This is a genomic window from Dermacoccus sp. BD5 (genome assembly GCF_044878485.1).
In the GTDB taxonomy this organism is placed as follows: Bacteria; Actinomycetota; Actinomycetes; order Actinomycetales; family Dermatophilaceae; genus Dermacoccus; species Dermacoccus nishinomiyaensis.
The window spans coordinates 198955-217808 of sequence record NZ_JANJER010000002.1; the positions used below are offsets into that span (position 1 = coordinate 198955).

Sequence of the window (18854 nt, forward strand, 5' to 3'; positions counted from 1 at the left end):
CCTTCACCGGGTGGCGACTCAGTTGGACGGAGTCGTGGGAACCGTGATCTTGCCGTCGACGACCTGCTTCTTCAGGTCATCGACGGTCTTGAGCGTGTCGGCGGACAGGTGGTTGCCCGTCGTGGAGAGCGAGACGCCGTCCTCCTTGAGGCCGTAGACCTTGTTGCCGCCCTTGAACGAGTCGTCCTTGACCGAGTTGACGAAGTCCTCGACCGTGCCCGCGCAGCGCTTCGTCGCGGACGTCAGGACGGAGCCGGCGACGGACTTGTCAGCCGTCAGGGCCTGGTCGGAGTCGACGCCGATGGCCCACTTGCCCTTGGAGTGCGCCGAGGAGATGACGCCGTCGCCCGACTTGCCGGCCGCGGCGAAGACGATGTCGGCGCCGGACTGGAACATGGCGTCGGCAGCGGCCTTGCCGCCGGGGGTGTCGTTGAAGCCCTTGCCGTCGGAGGCGAGGTACTTCGAGTCGACCTTGATGTTCGGGTTGACCTTCTTCGCGCCCGCGATGTAGCCGGCCTCGAACTTCTGGATGAGCGGCACCTTGAGCGCGCCGACGAAGCCGATGTGGCCCGTCTTGCTCGTCTTGGCGGCCGCGGCACCGGCGAGGTAGGAGGACTCGTTCTCCTTGAAGGTGATCTGCTCGACGTTAGAGCCGGCCGACGCGGGCGTCGCGTCGTCGATGATCGCGAACTTGACATTCGGGAACTTCTTGGCGACCTGGCCGACGGCGTTCGCGTAGACGAAGCCGACGGCGACGATCGCCTTGTTGCCCGACGAGGCGAGCTGCGTGAGGCGGTTGACACGCGCCTGGTCGTTGTCCGACTCGGAGGCCTCGGCCGTCGTGATCGACAAGTTCGAGATCTTCTTCTTCGCGTCCTCGAGGCCCTGGTAGGAGGCGTCGTTGAAGGAGTGGTCACCACGGCCACCCACGTCGAAGGCGATGGCGGCCTTGAACTGGTCGGTGCCCCCGGAGGACGAACCGGAGGACTTGTCGTTCGAACCACAGGCGGCGAGACCGGCCGTCATGGCGACGGCGGCAGCGATGGAAACAACCCGCTTCACGGGGACTCCTTGGGTCTATCGGAACGAAGGCCGCATCGTGCGTCAGCACCCGGGGCGGGCGAGCGACGTCCAGGCACGCGATGCGTGCTCACGACAGGCTTCGTCTTGGCAGAGGTGGCGCACGTCACGCCACCGGACCGGTTCAGCCTACCGGGGCCGCGCGCCGGGTTGAAGCGACAACGATCCGAGGTGACCGAACCGTTATTGGACGCCGCCGCGACTCGATGTGGTACAGCACACGTCTCACTCGCGACGGTCGCGTCACCGCAGGGCCTGAGCAGTGGTGTTCAGCGCGGCAACGGCGGGTCGGCGACGACGACGAGCGGGCTCGTGCGGCCCGCGCCGTCATGATCTTCGACGAGGTCTTCGACGATGTCGACGAGCGGGTCGCTCAGGCCCGCGGGTAGCGCGCCGAGGCCTTTGAGCCGCAGGACCATGCCGTCCTCGCGCGCGACGACGTCGCCGAGGCATTCCTCGAGGGCGTCCCAGTTGCCGCCGAAGTAAGCGGGCAGCTCGAGCTGGCGCGCGAGAGTGCGCATGAGGTCGGGCTTGTCCGCCACCCCGGCGAGGCGCACCTCGACGAAGCACCACCCCGCGTCCTTGCACAGCGAGCGCAACTCGTCGGACGTCGGGCCTGTCAGCCCCCGCGGCACCCAGCCGCCCTGGCCCGCCTCGATCAGCCCACGCACCGTCGCAGCCGTCATCTCTGCACCCTCCGGAAGCTCTCGTAGTGGTCGCCCGTGTAATAGATGGTGCCGTCCTTGCCTTGGATCAACCTGCGAGCGCCGCGGTCGGATTCCCCCGGCGTCTCGACGGTGTACTCGTGGTACCAGCCGCGCGGATGCTTGGGCAGGCGGCCCTCACGGTTGGCGAAGACGATGCCGTCACGCGAGTACGGGAACGGCCCCCCTGCGTCGATGAGCTTCAGCGTCGCCCGCGCCTGCGCGGGCAGCTGCGCGACGGGCACCACGTCGGCGGCATCGCCGTCACCCGATGCGGGGGCACTCGACGATGCCCGGCCCGCCCCGCCCGACTTCTCACCGCCCGACTTCTCACCGGACGACGACGGGCCGTCCGAGTAGGTCGCGGGCGAGAACTTCGACGAAGGAGAGCTGCTCCCGCCGCCTCCTCCCCCGCGCCCGGTGAGGACAGCGAGTAGAGCGATGACGGCGAGGGCGGCGAGCGCGATCGTCGCGATCTTCTGGCCGAGGCCCATTCCGGCCAGGGGTGACTTGCGGGAGCTCAGGGCCACCACGTCCTTCTCGTTCGGGGCCCGAGCCCGGGCCGGAGGTATCGACGATTTCTCGAGCGTGCTCATTGTCGCGCGGCCGCGCACCGCCGCCGCTCGTTCACCTCGGCCGGCCCGAGCGATGCCTCAGAACGCGTCGCGCGGCGTGTACTTGCCCCACACCGCGCGCAGGGCGTCGCTCACCTCGCCGCCGGTGGCGCCGACGGCGTGGGCCTCACGCATCGGCCACAAGACGTTGTCGGTGCCGGAGGCCGCGGTCTGCAGCTTCTCCAGCGCCGCGTCGACGGCACCCTGGTCGCGGTTCGCCCGCAGCGTGGCGAGACGCTCGCACTGCTCGGCCTCGATCGCCGGGTCGACGCGCAGCGGCTCGTACGGCTCCTCCTCGTCGAGGGTGTACTTGTTGACGCCGACGACGACCCGCTCCCCCGAGTCGATCTGCAGCGCGACGTCGTAGGCGCTCTTCTCGATCTCGTTCTTCTGGAAGCCCTCTTCGATGGCGCGCACCGCCCCGCCCTTGTCCTCGACGGCCTGGATGAGCGTCATCGCCTCCTCTTCGAGGTCATCCGTCATCGACTCGACGACGTAGGAACCCGCGAACGGGTCGACGGTCTTCGTCACGTCCGTCTCGAACGCGAGGATCTGCTGGGTGCGCAGCGCGAGGCGGGCGGCCTTGGCCGTCGGCAGCGCGATGGCCTCGTCGTAGCTGTTCGTGTGCAGGCTCTGCGTGCCACCGAGGACGGCGCCGAGGCCCTGAAGCGCGACGCGCACGAGGTTGACCTCGGGCTGCTGGGCCGTCAGCTGTACGCCGGCGGTCTGGGTGTGGAAGCGCAGCATCTGCGACTTCGGGTTCTTCGCGCCGAACTCGTCCCGCATGATGCGCGCCCACAGACGGCGAGCGGCACGGAACTTCGCCACCTCCTCGAGCAGCGTCGTGCGCGCGACGAAGAAGAACGACAGTCGCGGCGCGAAGTCGTCGACGTCGAGGCCCGCGGCGAGCGCCGCCCGCACGTACTCCTTGGCGTTGGCGAGGGTGAACGCGATCTCCTGCGCGGGCGTCGCGCCTGCCTCGGCCATGTGGTACCCGGAGATCGAGATCGTGTTCCAGCGCGGGATCTCGGTGTGGCAGTACTCGAAGATGTTCGAGATGAGCCGCAGCGACTCGGCAGGCGGATAGATGTACGTGCCGCGCGCGATGTACTCCTTGAGCACGTCGTTCTGGATCGTGCCCGTGAGCTTCGTGCCCGGGATGCCCTGCCGCTCGGCAGCGAGCTGATACATGAGCAGCAGGCTCGAGGCGGGCGCGTTGATCGTCATCGACGTCGAGACCTCGTCGAGCGGCAACCCGTCGAACAGGACGAGCATGTCGTCGAGCGAGTCGATGGCGACGCCCACCTTGCCGACCTCGCCGTGCGCGAGCGGTGCGTCCGAGTCGTAGCCCATCTGCGTCGGCAGGTCGAACGCGACGGACAACCCGCCCGTGCCGTTGGCGACGAGCTCGTGGTAGCGCTGGTTGCTCTCACGCGCCGTGCCGAACCCGGCGTACTGGCGCATCGTCCACGGGCGCCCCGTGTACATCGACGGGTACACGCCGCGCGTGAACGGGTACGAACCGGGCTCCCCCAGCCGCGTCGCGGGATCGAAGCCCGCCAGGTCGTTGGCCGAGTACACCGGCTTGAGCCCGAGGCCCGACTCGGTCGTCTGCTTGCGGTCGTCTGCGCCACTCATGAGGGCACTGTAACCCGCGTCACGTCCGAAAGGGCGGGCGGGTCACCCAGGTCACGTGCCCCGTTCGCCGGCGCAGGACGCTCTCAGGCGTGACGCGCTCGCAGCGCCGCGTTGAGATCGCGCACGAGCGCCGGGCCGCGGTAGATGAAACCGGAGTACACCTGGACGAGGTCGGCACCCGCATCGACGAGTGCGAGGCCGTCGTCGGCGGTCATGACGCCGCCGACGCCGATGATCGGCAGCTGGGTGCGCGCCGACAGGAACGCGACGACGGCGCGCGCCCGGCGGGTCAACGGGGCACCCGAGAGCCCGCCTGCCTCGGCGGCCAGCGGCTGATCCGCGCGCGCGATGCCGTCGCGCGTCAGCGTGGTGTTCGTCGCGATGAGACCGGCCACCCCGGCACCGTGGGCGACGTCGAGGACGTCCTCGAGCGCGTCCTCGGTGAGATCGGGCGCGATCTTGACGAACACCGGCGTCGGGCGCGCGCCGCGCTGTTGCGCCAGGTGCGCCTCGCGCGTCGTGATGGCCTGCAGCAGTTCGAGGAGCGGGGCCTTGTCCTGCAGCGAACGCAGCCCGGGCGTGTTGGGGCTGGAGACGTTGACGGCGAAGTAGTCGGCGAGACCGGAGAGGCGTCCGAGCGACGTGAGGTAGTCGCCGACTGCCTCCTCGACGGCCGTCGTCTTCGTCTTGCCGAGGCTGACGCCGACGGGGATCTTGAGCGTGCCGGTCGCGCGCGCGGCGCTCAGGGTGTCGGCGAGCGCCTCGGAACCGGCGTTGTTGAACCCCATCCGGTTGATGATGCCCTCGCTCGCCTTGAGGCGGAACAGCCGCGGCGTCGGGTTGCCTGGCTGGGGGTGCGCGGTGACGGTGCCGACCTCGACGTGCCCGAAGCCGAGCGCCTGCCAGGACGTGACGGCGACGCCGTCCTTGTCGACGCCCGCGGCGAGGCCGACGCGGCCGGGAAACCGTATTCCCGCCAGCGTCACCGGGCTCGACGGTCCGCCCAGGGCCGCGCCGAGGGCGTCGACGGCGAGGCCGTTGCCGGGCAGGGCGCCGAGCTGCGCCATCGCCGTGATCGTCGCGTGGTGCGCCGCTTCGGCGTCTCCCCCGCCGATGCGGAACAGCGCGGGGCGCAGCGCCTTCTCGTACCCGTGGGTGAGCGCGGCGCGCCGGACGGCGTCGAGATCGAAGTTCATGCGGTCATTGTCGCCGATGCGAGCCCGCCCACCACGCGGGGGTTCGGATGCGCGAACCCAACCGAGGCGCACGCACGCGACAGCCTTCTGTCCGAGATCCTCAGGTGAGGTCTTCGCGACCGCTCAGTTTGAGCTGCTCGACGATCTTCTTGACGTCCTGGGCACGCTCACGCGTCGTGACGAGCACCGCGTCGACGGTGTCGACGACGACGACGTCCTCGATACCCATGGCGACGACGGTGCGCCCCGAGCGCGGCGCGACGACGCCCGTCGCGTCCTGCATGACGACGAGTTCGCTCTCCCCGAGCACCTTGACGCCCGGCGCGTCGGCCGATTCGACGAGCAGCGACGCGAGCGAGGCGAAGTCACCGACGTCGTCCCAGGTGAACGAGCCGGGCACCGTCGCGACCCGCCCGTCGACCGCCGCCGGTTCGGCGATGGCGTTGTCGATGGCGATCTTCGTCAGGCGCGGCCACAGCTCCGAGAGGCGGAACGGGTTGTCAGCGATGATGCGCAGGTACTCGGCCAGGCGCGGCTGGTAGTGCTCGATCATCTCCATGAGCGTCGCGGCGCGCACGACGAACATGCCGGCGTTCCAAGCGTATTCGCCGGTCGCGACGTAGGCCTGCGCCGTCGGGCCGTCGGGCTTCTCGACGAAGGCCTTGACGATCGTCGCGTCCGGCGCACCGTCGATGCCGAGGTTGTTGCCGGCGCGGATGTAGCCGAAGCCGGTTGATGGGTACGTCGGGCGGATGGCGACGGTGACCAGGTAGCCCTCGCGCGCGACTTCGACGGCCTGACGCACGGTGTCCTCGAACACGGACGTGTCCCCGACGACCTGGTCGGCGGCGAACGAGCCGAGCACGGCGTCCGGGTCACGCCGTTCGAGGATGGCCGCGGCGAGGCCGATGGCGGGCATCGACTCACGCGGACTGGGTTCGACGAGCAGGTCGTTCGGGCCGAGCTCGGGGAGCTGTTCACGCACGGCGGCGGCGTGGGCAGCCCCGGTCACGATGAGCAGGTTGGTGGCGCACAGTGGTGTCAGGCGGTCGACGGTGCCCTGCAGCAGCGATCGTCCTGACCCGGTGAGGTCGTGGAGGAACTTGGGCGAGTTGGCGCGCGAGAGTGGCCACAGCCGTGTTCCGGAGCCGCCCGCCGGGATGACTCCCCAGAAACCTTCGATCGGCCCGGTCTGCACGTCTGACATGGCCCTTACCGTAGTTCACGCCCCGGGGCGCAGCGGGGCGGACCACGCATTCGGGTGGGACCACGTGCTGTTCATCTGGCGCTCAGCGTCGCGCCATCGGGCAGGTGCACGCGTGTCACCGTCGCGCGGTGTGCTGTTGCTGTGCGAATTGCGATCGTCACCGAGTCGTTCCTGCCGACGCTCAACGGCGTCACGACGAGTGTCTGCCGGGTGCTCGACTGTCTCGCGGCTGCTGGAGGGCACGACGTTCTCGTCATCTGCCCCTCCCCCGCCCCGAGCAGGTATCTCGGTTTCACGGTGGTGACGGTTCCGACCGTCACGCTTCGCGCGTTCCGCGTCGGCCTGCCGACTCGGGGCATGGAACGGATCCTGCGCGGTTTCGCTCCGGACGTCGTTCATGCCGCCTCACCCTTCGGCCTCGGCGCGCGAGGGTTGGCTGCCGCGCGCAACCTCGGTATCCCGACGGTTGCCATCTACCAGACCGACATGCCCAGTTACGTCGCGCAGCACGGTGGGCCCGTCGGCCCCCTTGCACATCGCGCGTCGTGGACCTGGGTGCGTCACCTTCACTCCCTCGCCGACCTGACGCTCGCTCCGAGCAGCGCGGCGATCACCGAGCTCGCCGCGCACGGCGTGCCGCGTGTCGCGCTGTGGGGGCGCGGCGTCGACACCGCCACCTACTCGCCCGAGCTGCGCCGCTCGCCGCAGGTCGCGCAGCTGCGCTCACGCCTCGCGCCGAACGGCGAGGTGATTGTCGGGTACGTCGGGCGTCTCGCGCCGGAGAAGGAATTGCACCGCCTCGCCGAGATCGCCGACCTGCCGGGCATCAGCATCGCGCTGGTCGGTGAGGGCCCTTCTCGGGATGAGATCGCCGCACTGCTGCCGCGCGCGCACTTCCTCGGCCGTCAGGAGGGCGCGACACTCGCCCACAGCTACGCGAGCTTCGACATCTTCTGCCACACGGGCACGAAGGAGACCTTCGGACAGACGCTGCAAGAGGCGATGGCGTCGCGGTTGCCCGTCGTCGCGCCCGCAGCCGGGGGCCCGCTCGACATCGTCAAGCCGGGCGTCACCGGTCTGCTGTTCAACCCGGACGCGTCCGGCTCGCTGCGGCAGAGCATCGGGACGCTCGTGAGCGACGAGGCGATGCGCGAGCGCATGGGCGCCTCGGGCGCGCGCAAGATGGCCGGCCGCTCCTGGAACGGCATGACGCAGCGTCTGCTCGACTACTACGCGAGCGTCATCGCCGGGTCCCGGGCCCGCTCGGTCTCCCGCGCGGCGTAACAGCCGAGCCAGACAGCCGTCTTGCAGAAGAAGGACCCTACGAGCCCGAATCGACACCTTCGATACGGGCCGATATGTCAGCATTCTGCAGGAAAGGTGCTGCGGCGAACACCTCCGCCTCATCCCACTCCCACCAAGCGATGTCGCGTAGACGCGCTAACGTCCGATCGTCGAAGCGCTTACGTACCACCCGCGCTCGCGAACCAGCCACGATGGTATAGGGCTCGATGTCCCTCGTCACGACGGATCGAGCACCAACGACCGCACCGTGGCCGATGGTCACACCCGACATGATCAACGCCTCGAAACCCACCCAGACATCACTGCCGACCTCGACGTTCCCACGGCGCAACGGATGGCCATGGATTCCTGAGAATCTCGCGTCAAGGGTGTTGAACGGGTATGTGATCACCCAGTCCGGGCGGTGACCACCACCTACCCAATAGACAGAACCTTCTCCCAGCGAACATTAGTCGCCGATCGTGAGCGTGTGCTGCTCCGCGTCATGGAAAACCCGAATCTTGCCGTAGGCATGGGCCCTATCGCGTACTCAGGATGCTCCCGGGCGGTATTCCCCAAGACCTGCACAGCACGCAGACTGCGATAACGCTGGCGCAGTTTGGTTCCGGGACCTGTCTGCAGAGCAAGACGCCTGATGGACGAGACCATCTTCAGCTACCCCCTCGTCGTACAAGCATGCTCACGCCTTTACGGCTTCTGACGAGCGCGCTCAGCAACGGCGGACCGTGGACGGACGCCCCCGCAGGCTTCTTGACATGGGTCCCGCGGATACGATCGAACAACGCGTCGACGTACTCCACAGCGTAGTACGGCGTCCCGCCCCAGAACCGCACGCGCGCCGCGTGCGACCGTACGAGATCCGTTGCGAAGATGAGCCATGAGGCGTCCGGTCTCGCATGCATCTCCACGTCGAACCAACGAGACAGCGTCGCGGCTGGCACCCTTACCCCCCGGACGGCATTTGCAACGTTCGTCCCGTGGATGTATTGGAGCCACATCGGGCGGCCACCGGTGATGACTTCCCGTATCGGGCCATGCCGGCGCACCAGGCCATGATTGAAGTGTGCGTGGCTGAGCACGACGCGCGGCGGTTCGGACCCGCGCCGTTCGATGAGGCTCATGAATGGGCCCGACGGTTCGTCGTAGGAGTACACCCGGCCCTTGTCATCGAGTTGTAAACCGCGCGGGAAGGTGACGAACAGCAGGTCCTGGCGGGCAAACTCTTCCTGCACGCTTCGGATGAAGCCGCGAGAGAGTGCGTCGTCACTATCCACCCGCGTCGTGATGAGGTATTCACGAGTACTCAGCTTCTCCACATCGCGCACGACGCGGTCCCAGTAGACGTCATGTGTCCAGATGGGAACGAAGAGCCCAGCGGCAAGTTCATCCACGGCGGCACGGAACCCCGATGAACACCGGTCATCGAAATACACGAGCCACGTGAAGGGCGCGGCCCCGCTTTGGCTGCGCATGCTGGGGCACAGGAGCTTGCGGAAGATCGCCAACCGGTACCAGCACCACTCCTGTGATGCGGGTTCGGCGTCAGGGGCGAACACCGCGGAGAATTGCGTGATGACGATGTGGTCGAAACTTTCGCTGGTTTTGGGCTGGCAGGGAGGCTCGACGACGGACGAGCGAGCCGCTCGGGGCCGAACGCGCTCATACAAATGACCTGCCGAAGTGACGACCGCCCGAGCACCCCGGTCCTTGGAGACACCACTACCACCGCGAACAGCTAACCACCCGGTACGAAGATTCGTGCGCGTCTCTTTGCAAAGATAGCGTCGGTTCCTGCGATCACCGTAGACGTCCGCGTGCTTCTGCCAGACGACCATCTCAGTCCGGGCCGAACTGAACACCTTGCGTATACGGTTCATCGTGCCGACAGTCTGTCTGGCTTGAATTCTCATCGACGGCCACCCGACAATTGCATGACCTTTTTTTCTGAGACGCAGCGCGAGTTCGGAGTCATCCATTCCGTACCCTGCTAGATCTTCGTCGAATCCGCCTGCAGCCTCGAGCGTCGCGCGGCGCACAGCGAAGTTGCAGGACTCGACGATGGGCATGTCCGTGTACACGCTCGGATTCATGACGCGGGGGGGAGCATCAACAGGCGTCATGTCGTGGATGAGGCCCATGAGAGCTTCGTGCTGACGCAAGCCGTCCTCCGCCGCCGCCAACCAGCCCGGTTCGACGATGTCGTCCTGATCGCAGTACACGAGGTAGTCAGCTCGCGCCGATGCAGCCGCAAGGTTGCGCACGTACGGAATGTTGCCTGGCTTCGCACCACCGTCGATCATGCGCACCGGCGCAGGGAGGGTTCGCGCCAGCTCGCTCACGACGTCCCAGGTGCCATCAGTCGAACCGTTGTCCACCACCACGTACTCCCAAGGGAAATCGGCATCCTGTCGCGCGAGGGAGGCCATCAGCGTGGGCAGGTAGCGGGCTCCGTTGTAAGTGATGGTGAGAACACTGATGGAGGGTCGCGCCGCTGGAGAAGACGTCACCCGCAGAGCATAACCGTGCAGCTCACGGGCCGTTCGGCAACGGGTGAAGCTCGGCTCGGTCGGCGTGTGTCCCATGACGCTCGCCAGCCGCCGGGAAGCCAGCCCCACGAAAGTCTGCACCTTCCCCGAGGGGCTGGAGAAATCGGAGATTGCCTCACGCAATACGGGTCCGCCGACGGGCTGCAGTAAGCCGATCGACGCCGGGAGGCGGGCGCCGGGGATTGGCGTGGGGTCGATTGTGGTTCTGGTCCAGATTGAGGAGGGACGAGCTCGATCTCGCCGGGCATGATCGTCACGTTGACTCAGCCGATGCCCATGATGCCCCCAGGCGCACATGGACTGGTGCACGAATCCCGTGGACGCCTCAGGCGATTGCGGCAGATTCCTCAGGCTGAGGCACTCGTTTCACGCAGGAGGGCCCCGCTCCGCGCCCAGCACGAAGTGGGGCCCTCCTCGGGCATCTAGATGGCGATCGTCAGTGACGCGACCTGGCTGTCCGGAAGTCGGCGTTCAGCTGGCTGATGACGTCGAGCGGGATCTCCTTCGGGCAGGCCGCGGCGCATTCACCGATGTTGGTGCAACCGCCGAAACCTTCGTGGTCATGCGTGTTGACCATGGACACGACGCGGGCGTCGCGCTCCGGCTGGCCCTGCGGCAGCTCACCGAGGTGCGTGATCTTCGCGCCCAGGAAGAGCATGCCGGAGGCGTTCGGGCACGCGGCCACGCACGCGCCGCAGCCGATGCACTTCGCCGTCTCGAACGCGCGGTCTGCCTGAGGCTTCGGCACGAGCTGGCTGTGAGCCTCCGGTGCAGCACCCGTGTTGACGGAGATGTAACCGCCGGACTGGATGATGCGGTCGAACGCGCTGCGGTCGACGACGAGGTCACGCACGACCGGGAACGCGTCGGCGCGCCACGGCTCGACGGTGATCTCGTCCCCGTCCGTGAACGAGCGCATGTGCAACTGGCACGTCGTCGTGACCTCGGGGCCATGTGCCATGCCCGAGATCATGAGCCCGCACATGCCACAGATGCCCTCGCGGCAGTCGGAGTCGAACGCGATCGGCTCGATACCGTCAGCCTGGAGCTGCTCGTTGAGCACGTCGAGCATCTCGAGGAACGACATGTCCTCACTGATGTCCTTGACCGGGTAGGTCTCGAAACGCCCAGCGGCGGCCGCGTTGTCCTGACGCCAGATCTTGAGTGTGAGATTCACTTGTAACTCCGCTGCTTCAGTTCGATGAACTTGTAGACGAGGTCCTCCTTGTGCAGGACCGGCGTGTTGGCGGCATCCTCGGACGCGAGCCCGTCCTCGCCGTACTCCCAGGCAGCGACGTACGCGAACTCGTCGTCGTGACGCAGCGCCTCACCGTCCTCGGTCTGGCTCTCCGCGCGGAAGTGACCACCACAGGATTCGCGGCGGTGCAGCGCGTCGATGCACATGAGCTCGCCCAGCTCGATGAAGTCGGCCACACGACCGGCCTTCTCGAGCGACTGGTTGAGAGTGTCGGCCGCGCCGAGCACCCGGACGTTGCTCCAGAACTCCTTCTTGAGCTCGCGGATGAGACCGATCGCCTTCGTGAGGCCGGCCTCCGAACGCTCCATGCCGCAGTACTCCCACATGATGCGTCCCAGCTCCTTGTGGAAGCTGTCGACGGTGCGAGTTCCGTTGATGGACAAGAACTTCTCGATGCGCTCCTCGACCGAGCGGCGCGCCTCGACGACGGCCGGGTCGTTCTCGTCGACCTTCTCGAACGGCCCCTCGGCGAGGTAGTTGCGAATCGTGTTCGGCAGGACGAAATAGCCGTCCGCGAGGCACTGCATCAGCGAGCTGGCGCCGAGACGGTTGGCACCGTGGTCGGAGAAGTTCGCCTCACCCGTGCAGTACAGGCCCGTGATCGAGGTCTCGAGGTCGTAGTCGACCCAGAGGCCACCCATCGTGTAGTGCACGGCCGGATAGATGCGCATCGGCGTCTTGTACGGGTCCTCACCGGTGATGCGGGCGTACATGTCGAAGAGGTTGCCGTACTTCTCCTTGACGGCCGCCTCACCCATGCGCTCCATCGCAGCGGTGAAGTCGAGGTAGACACCGCGGCGCATCTGGCGCTTCTCGCCGTTCTCGTCGACCTCGTCGACGAGCGGACCGACGCCACGGCCCTCGTCGCACATGTTCTTCGCCTGACGTGACGCGATGTCACGCGGCACGAGGTTTCCGAACGCCGGGTAGATGCGCTCGAGGTAGTAGTCGCGCGCCTCCTCCGGGATGTCGCGCGGGTCCTTGTCGCAGTCGGCTGCGTTCTTCGGCACCCAGATGCGACCGTCGTTGCGCAGCGACTCCGACATCAGCGTCAGCTTCGACTGGTGATCACCGGAGACGGGGATGCAGGTCGGGTGGATCTGCGTGTAGCACGGGTTGCCGAAGTAGGCGCCCTTCTTGTGTGCACGCCACGTCGCGGTGACGTTGCAGCCCATCGCGTTCGTCGACAGGAAAAACACGTTGCCGTAGCCACCCGTGGCGAGGACGACGACGTCGGCCAGGTGCGTGTCGATCGCACCCGTGACCATGTCACGCGTGATGATGCCGCGCGCACGGCCGTCCTTGATGATCACCTCGAGCATCTCGTGGCGCTTGAACTCCTTGACGGTGCCCTTCGCGACCTGACGCTCCATGGCCTGGTAGGCGCCGATCAGAAGCTGCTGCCCCGTCTGGCCTGCGGCGTAGAACGTACGCGCGACCTGCACACCACCGAACGAACGGTTGTCGAGGTAACCGCCGTACTCACGCGCGAACGGAACACCCTGGGCGACGCACTGGTCGATGATGTTCGTGCTGACCTCGGCGAGACGGTAGACATTGGTCTCTCGGCTGCGGTAGTCCCCACCCTTGACCGTGTCGTAGAACAGGCGGTACGTGGAGTCACCGTCGTCGTTGTAGTTCTTCGCGGCGTTGATGCCACCCTGCGCTGCGATCGAGTGCGCGCGCCGCGCAGAGTCCTGGTAGAAGAACGTCTTGACGTTGTACCCGGCCTCACCCATCGTCGCGGCAGCCGACGCACCGGCGAGACCGGTGCCGACGATGATGACCTCGAGCTTGCGACGGTTCGAGGGGTTGACGAGCTTGTCGTCGAACTTGTGCTGCGTCCACATCTGCGCGATGTCGACGTCGGGCGCCTTGGTGTCCTTGATCGGCGCGCCCTCGGCGAAGAAGGCGTGCGCGTCGTTGCGCCGGCCCGTCTGCTGGGTCGCGGTCGGCTGGTCGCCGGAGCCGCCCTGCGCCGTGTCACCCATGGGAGTACTCATGGTGTCGTTGTCTCCTGTCAGATGATGTGGAAGAGGACCGCGAGCGGCGGGATCAGGAAGCCGACGACGACGACGACTGCCGTCACGTACGCGACGAGCTTGGCCTTCCTGCGGGCCGACGGGGACCCGGTGCACCCGAGCGTCTGAGCCGCGCTCCAGATGCCGTGCATGAGGTGCATGCCGAGGGCGATCATCGCGAGGATGTAGATGAGCGCGACCCACCACAGACGGAAGCTGTCGTGCACGAGCCAGTACGGGTTGTCCGTCTGGTCACCGTTGAAGTTCACCTTCGGCAGCGTGAACTGGATCAGGTGGAAGATGACGAACAGCAGGAGGAACAGCCCGCCCCAACGCATCGCCTTGGTGGCGTGACCACCGAGACCCACCTGGGTCTTCTTCACGGCGTACCGCTGCGAACGAGCCGCGCCTGCGCGCTGCCACAGCTTGAGCGCCGAGTAGACGTGCGCGATGAGCGCGAGGACGAGGAGGACCTCGATGATGTACAGGAGCCCACGATGCGGGAGCATGGGCTCGCCGATCGTGCGCAGGTGATGGGCATAGGTGTTGAACGACTCCTCGCCCCACAGGAGCTTCAGGTTGCCGTACATATGCCCAAGAACGAAGAGCACAAAGAAGAGTCCTGAGCCCGCCATCAGCGTCTTCAGGAAGAGGGTGCTCCCAGCCTTGCCAGTCCGCTTCGCGGGGAGAGTATTCGTTGCCACGGAAGGCACTTTACGCCGTCGGAGCACGGCTCCCGCGGCCAGGTGTTCCCCCCGCAAGCAAATCGTGACATAACACACAAGCCTTAGGGCTACCTAAGTGGACGCTGGGAGGGTAGTGGGTGGTGGCAGGCGTCTCAGCCCTGGAGCGGGAACGCCTCGACGGGAGACCACACGCCGTCATCCTCCTGGAAGTAGAGGTGGAACTCGCTCACCGTGAACGCCGCCTCGTAGTGCTTGTTCACCTCGAAGGCATGCGTCAAGGCGCCGTCGTCGACGTGGTGGGCGATCGTCACGTGAGGGTGGTAGCGGAACTCGAGGTCGCGGCCGATGGGTCCGCTGCGCACCGCCGATTCCAGCTGCTCACACGAGTCGACGCCCTGCGCGAGCTGGACGAAGACGACCGGAGAGGTGGGCCGGAACGTGCCGGTGCCGCGCAGGATCATGTCGAAGGGCGCGAAGTCGCGCGCCACGTCGTGCAGGTGAGTGGTGAACGCGGGGATCAGCCCGTCCGCCACCTCCGTCGGCGGCATGAGCGTGACGTGCGGCGGCACCGCGTCAGCCTGGGGGTCGCCCGCGGCGCGACGCATCTCGCGCAGCTGCGAGAAGTACGGCTCGGGGACGGCGATGCTGACGCCGACGGTGCGCACGATCCGTCCCGCTCAGCGCGTCGCCGGCACCAGGCCGACGGCGTCGTAGGCGCGGGCGAGCGTCGGCGCGGCGATCTCGCGCGCGCGGGCCGCACCGTCGGCGAGGATGCGGTCGAGCTCGCCGCGGTCAGCCATGAATTCGAGGTAGCGCTCACGGAAGGGGCCCTGGACGGAGGCGACCACCTCGGCCACCTCGGTCTTGAGCGCGCCGTACCGGTTCTCCCCGGCGAAACGTTCGACGAGGGTTTCGATCGACTCGCCCGAGATGGCCGAGTGGATGCGCAGCAGGTTCGCGATGCCCGGCTTGTTCTCGACGTCGAAGGCGACGAGGTTGTCGAGGTCGGTGACGGCCGACTTGATCTTCTTCGTGTTCTTCTTCGTCTCGTCGAGCATGTTGATCGAGGCGTTCGCGTTCTCGTCCGACTTGCTCATCTTCTTCGTCGGATCCTGCAGCGACATCACCCTCGCCGTGCCCTCCGGGATGTACGGCTCGGGCACGACGAACGTCTCGCCGAAACGGGAGTTGAAGCGCTGCGCGAGGTTGCGGGTCAGCTCGAGGTGCTGACGCTGGTCCTCCCCCACCGGCACGTACTGCGCGTCGTAGAGCAGGATGTCCGCGGCCATGAGGATCGGGTAGGTGAACAGCCCGACGCTCGTGTTGTCGTTGCCGCGCTTGCCGGCCTTGTCCTTGAACTGCGTCATGCGCCCGGCCTCGCCGAAACCGGTGATGCAGTTGAGCACCCACGCCAGTTCGGCGTGCTCACGCACGTGGCTCTGGACGAAGACGGCCGAGCGCGCCGGGTCGACGCCGCCCGCGAGGTATTGCGCAGCCGTCGCGTAGGAGCGTTCACGCAGCAGCGCCGGGTCGGGGCTGACGGTGAGAGCGTGCAGGTCGACGACGCAGAAGTACGGCGTGAACCCCTCCTGCATCCTCACCCAGTTGATCTGCGCACCGAGGTAGTTGCCGAGATGCAGCGAGTCGGACGTCGGCTGCATTCCGGACAGGATGTGCGGGCGGGTCTGGCCCGCCACGAGGGGTGAGGTGTTGTCGGACATGTGCCCCATTCTGACACCGCCGGCGCGTCCGCGCGCGTTCGGATCGTCGACGTACCCTCCACCGCGGCGGCTCGAGGGGTGACGCCGGCCGGCTGCGGCGCGGGCTCACGCCCGCCTGAGGGGCGGGCATCGACGCACAGGTTCGCACTTGCGTCTATGTTGGTTTCTGTTGAATCGACCGAACGCTCCGAGCCGCGGTCGAGCACGAGCGGGGCGCGCTGCGCCCCGGACCATCGGGAGGGTGGATGCTCGCACGACAGCGTCAGGAAGCGATCCTGCGCGGCATCGAGGACGACGGTGGGGTGCGCGTCAGCGACCTCGTCGAACGGCTCGGTGTCTCCGACATGACGATCCGTCGTGACATCGAGTTCCTCGCCGGCAAGGGTCTCGTACTCAAGGTGCACGGCGGCGCGACGGCCGTCGGGGATCACCCCATCGACGAGCCTGGCTTCTGGGTGAAGTCGGCGATGAACCCCGTGCAGAAGTCGGAGATCGCCCGTACTGCCGCGAGCCTCATCGGCCACGGCCAGACCATCGCCGTGAGCGCCGGCACGACCGCGTACGCGGTCGCCGTAGAGTTGCGGCCGGTCAAGCGACTCACCGTCGTGACCAACTCCCCCCGCGTCGCAGAACTGCTCTACGACCCGGTGCGTGAGGATCAGAACATCGTGCTGACCGGCGGCGTCCGCACGCCGTCCGATGCCCTCGCCGGACCGGTCGCGAACCGCATGCTGGCCGACGTCCACGTCGACACGCTCATCCTCGGGATCCACGGCATCGACCTCGACGCGGGCCTCACGACGCCGAACCTGCTCGAGGCCGAGACGAACCGTCTTCTCATCGCTGCCGCTCGCAAGGTCATCGTCGTCGCCGACCACACGAAGTGGGGCGTCGTCGGGCTGTCGACCATCGCTCCCCTCGAACGCGTCGACGTGCTCGTCACCGACGCTCAGCTCGACGTCGAGGCACGACGCCTCGTGAGCGACAAGGTCGGCCAGCTCATCGTGGCCAAGCGTGATGACACCCCAGGCGATCAGGCCGACGGGTGACCCCCACCCCCTCGAGCGCAAACGTGAGACACGCAACCGGGCCTTGAAGCACCCGCATTCAGACGGCCGTCCTAGACTGACCCCGACCCTTCTCACCAGTGATACGTCGCCACGGGGGCACAACGTGGGCGACGACAGGAGCACCCGTGACCATTCTGGACCTGGTTCGTATCATTCGGACGAACCTCAAACTGCTGCTGCTCAGCATGTTGCTCGGCATCGTCGTAGCCGCTGGCTACACCCTGACCAGGCCAGTCGAGTATCAGGCCACCTCGACGGCCCAGATCATGGCCGGCGCCTCCAATGATGCGAGTGCCGCCATGGTCAACCAGCAACTGGCCAACCAGCGTTCCGGTGCGTACGCCCAGCTGGCCTCAGGATCGGGTGTCGCCGACCGCGTCGTCGCCCTGTCCAAGGGGGCCCTCTCGCCTGGTGACTTCGTGCTCGCAGGCGCTGGATCTGAGGGCACCTCGAATCTGTCGCTGACCGCATCCTCGAGTTCAGCCGCCAAGGCGCAGCAAGCAGCCAACCTGGCACCCGCGGCTCTCTCGCAGGAGATCAAGCACATCGAGACCCTCAATGGCGCCAAGTCGACGGTGTACGACGCTTATCCCCTCTCACGAGCGGGCCTGCCGGCGTCGCAGACGTCACCCAAGTGGCCCGTCAACCTTCTCATCGGCGCCTTTCTGGGCCTGGTCGCGGGGACGGTCCTGGTCGTGCTGCGCAAGCAGCTCGACTCGCGCATTCGTCACACCAGCGACCTGGAGAAGGTCACCGGCGTGGGCACCCTGGGAGTCATTCCGAAGGCCAAGAACCTGCAGACCAAGAGTCGGGGAGGCCTGGGGGCGCTCGGCAGCACGTCTGAGGCCTTCCGAATGCTGCGGACGAATCTGCGGTATGTCTCGGCTGAGCAGCCACCCCGATCCCTCGTGATCACCTCGGCCGTCCAGAGCGAGGGAAAGTCCACGGTCGCGTCCAACCTGGCGCGCGTGCTGGCTGCCGCCGGCCAGCACGTCGTCCTCGTGGACACCGACCTCCGCCGCCCCGTGATCCACGAGACATTCGACGTGGACAACGCCGTGGGTCTCACGGAGGTGTTGACGGGCCAGGCCTCGCTACGTCAGGCGATCCAGCCCGGCGACCACAAGAACTTGTCGATCATCACGTCCGGACGCATCCCGCCGAACCCCTCAGAACTTCTGGGCTCGCGCCGGATGAGTGCCGTCATTGATGCCCTGGAGGAGGAGTACTTCGTGGTGCTCGACGCGCCACCACTGCTCCCGGTCACGGACGCCGGTCTGCTGTCGGTGGCGGCCAGCGGTGCGGCCGTCGTCTACCACCACGGCACCACGCACAAGGAGCAGATCGCTCTGTGCACCAAGATCCTGGATCAGGTGGGAGCCCACTACTTCGGCTCGATCCTGAACATGACCCCGCCGCGATCCATGGGTTCCACGGTCTACGGCTACGGCGCCGGCAACTACGCCACAGCCGGTTATGGATACGGCTACGGGTACGGATACGGACACACGGACGAGTCGGACGAGGCGTCCGCACTGACCCCGGCGCACGAGCTCGCCGACATCACTCTTCACGCACCCGAATCGACGCCCGCAGCGGGCCCCCAGGTGGACCGAGGCAACGCCGGGGTCCCTCTCGACACGACGAGGCACGACCCGATGCGGGGAGAGTCGTCGCAGGCGCCGAGCGCCTCTGCGAACGTTGAGCGCGCCCCCCGCCAGGCCACACCTGCGACGTCAGGCTCCGACGGTGCGCCTCCGAGCCGCCGTGCTCGTCGGTTCCGCGCGAACGACGACGCCTGAGCCGGC

16 protein-coding genes are annotated in these 18854 nt (G+C 67.1%); 3 read left to right on the forward strand and 13 right to left on the reverse strand.

Annotated elements, in window-relative coordinates; translation table 11 throughout:
• Positions 1 to 18 precede the first annotated feature (18 nt).
• The 6 genes from NQ706_RS02540 to NQ706_RS02565 all read right to left on the reverse strand — a co-directional run bounded on the left by NQ706_RS02540 (position 19) and on the right by NQ706_RS02565 (position 6439).
• Positions 19 to 1062, reverse strand: a complete 1044-nt coding sequence (locus NQ706_RS02540; protein WP_038569024.1) for a BMP family protein — start codon at positions 1060 to 1062, stop codon at positions 19 to 21.
• Positions 1063 to 1349: 287 nt separating this feature from the next.
• Complete coding sequence (locus NQ706_RS02545) at positions 1350 to 1766, reverse strand: barstar family protein (protein WP_051806042.1); 417 nt, start codon at positions 1764 to 1766, stop codon at positions 1350 to 1352.
• The gene (locus NQ706_RS02550) at positions 1763 to 2317 is read right to left on the reverse strand and encodes a ribonuclease domain-containing protein (protein WP_235181937.1); all 555 of its coding nucleotides are present in this window, start codon (positions 2315 to 2317) and stop codon (positions 1763 to 1765) included. Before NQ706_RS02550 ends, NQ706_RS02545 begins: the two co-directional genes overlap by 4 nt.
• Positions 2318 to 2437: 120 nt before the next feature.
• Positions 2438 to 4036, reverse strand: a complete 1599-nt coding sequence (locus NQ706_RS02555) for a methylmalonyl-CoA mutase (RefSeq protein WP_038569026.1) — start codon at positions 4034 to 4036, stop codon at positions 2438 to 2440.
• A gap of 83 nt (positions 4037 to 4119) precedes the next feature.
• Positions 4120 to 5232: a quinone-dependent dihydroorotate dehydrogenase gene (locus NQ706_RS02560; protein WP_051806046.1), complete on the reverse strand. Its 1113-nt coding sequence runs from the start codon at positions 5230 to 5232 to the stop codon at positions 4120 to 4122.
• A gap of 100 nt (positions 5233 to 5332) precedes the next feature.
• Complete coding sequence (locus NQ706_RS02565) at positions 5333 to 6439, reverse strand: mannose-1-phosphate guanylyltransferase (RefSeq protein WP_038569028.1); 1107 nt, start codon at positions 6437 to 6439, stop codon at positions 5333 to 5335.
• Between the two features lie 141 nt (positions 6440 to 6580).
• Here NQ706_RS02565 and NQ706_RS02570 point away from each other — a divergent pair, with 141 nt between their 5' ends.
• Positions 6581 to 7723, forward strand: a complete 1143-nt coding sequence (locus NQ706_RS02570) for a glycosyltransferase family 1 protein (protein ID WP_038569030.1) — start codon at positions 6581 to 6583, stop codon at positions 7721 to 7723.
• Positions 7724 to 7760: 37 nt separating this feature from the next.
• On the opposite strand, the gene NQ706_RS02575 is transcribed toward NQ706_RS02570, so the two are convergent.
• The 7 genes from NQ706_RS02575 to trpS form a co-directional block, all read right to left on the reverse strand.
• Positions 7761 to 8135 (reverse strand): CatB-related O-acetyltransferase, encoded by a 375-nt coding sequence (locus tag NQ706_RS02575; protein WP_167539851.1) that lies wholly within the window; start codon positions 8133 to 8135, stop codon positions 7761 to 7763.
• A gap of 259 nt (positions 8136 to 8394) precedes the next feature.
• The gene (locus NQ706_RS02580) at positions 8395 to 10251 is read right to left on the reverse strand and encodes a glycosyltransferase (RefSeq protein ID WP_167539852.1); all 1857 of its coding nucleotides are present in this window, start codon (positions 10249 to 10251) and stop codon (positions 8395 to 8397) included.
• A gap of 475 nt (positions 10252 to 10726) precedes the next feature.
• Complete coding sequence (locus NQ706_RS02585) at positions 10727 to 11467, reverse strand: succinate dehydrogenase/fumarate reductase iron-sulfur subunit (protein ID WP_038569034.1); 741 nt, start codon at positions 11465 to 11467, stop codon at positions 10727 to 10729.
• Positions 11464 to 13398: a fumarate reductase/succinate dehydrogenase flavoprotein subunit gene (locus NQ706_RS02590; RefSeq protein WP_235182049.1), complete on the reverse strand. Its 1935-nt coding sequence runs from the start codon at positions 13396 to 13398 to the stop codon at positions 11464 to 11466. Before NQ706_RS02590 ends, NQ706_RS02585 begins: the two co-directional genes overlap by 4 nt.
• Before the next feature lie 170 nt (positions 13399 to 13568).
• A complete protein-coding gene (locus tag NQ706_RS02595; RefSeq protein ID WP_338032953.1) occupies positions 13569 to 14300 on the reverse strand; it encodes a succinate dehydrogenase cytochrome b subunit in 732 nt (243 codons plus the stop codon).
• A gap of 107 nt (positions 14301 to 14407) precedes the next feature.
• Positions 14408 to 14920, reverse strand: a complete 513-nt coding sequence (locus tag NQ706_RS02600) for a 2'-5' RNA ligase family protein (protein ID WP_006944501.1) — start codon at positions 14918 to 14920, stop codon at positions 14408 to 14410.
• Positions 14921 to 14932: 12 nt separating this feature from the next.
• Positions 14933 to 15976, reverse strand: a complete 1044-nt coding sequence (trpS, locus tag NQ706_RS02605) for a tryptophan--tRNA ligase (RefSeq protein ID WP_038571344.1) — start codon at positions 15974 to 15976, stop codon at positions 14933 to 14935.
• Between the two features lie 245 nt (positions 15977 to 16221).
• Between trpS and NQ706_RS02610 the strand changes: the two genes are divergently transcribed.
• Positions 16222 to 17025 carry a DeoR/GlpR family DNA-binding transcription regulator gene (locus NQ706_RS02610; RefSeq protein ID WP_038569040.1) on the forward strand — a complete coding sequence of 268 codons (804 nt, stop codon included), beginning with the start codon at positions 16222 to 16224 and terminating at the stop codon, positions 17023 to 17025.
• Positions 17026 to 17171: 146 nt separating this feature from the next.
• Positions 17172 to 18848: a polysaccharide biosynthesis tyrosine autokinase gene (locus NQ706_RS02615; protein WP_051806049.1), complete on the forward strand. Its 1677-nt coding sequence runs from the start codon at positions 17172 to 17174 to the stop codon at positions 18846 to 18848.
• Positions 18849 to 18854: the final 6 nt, after the last annotated feature.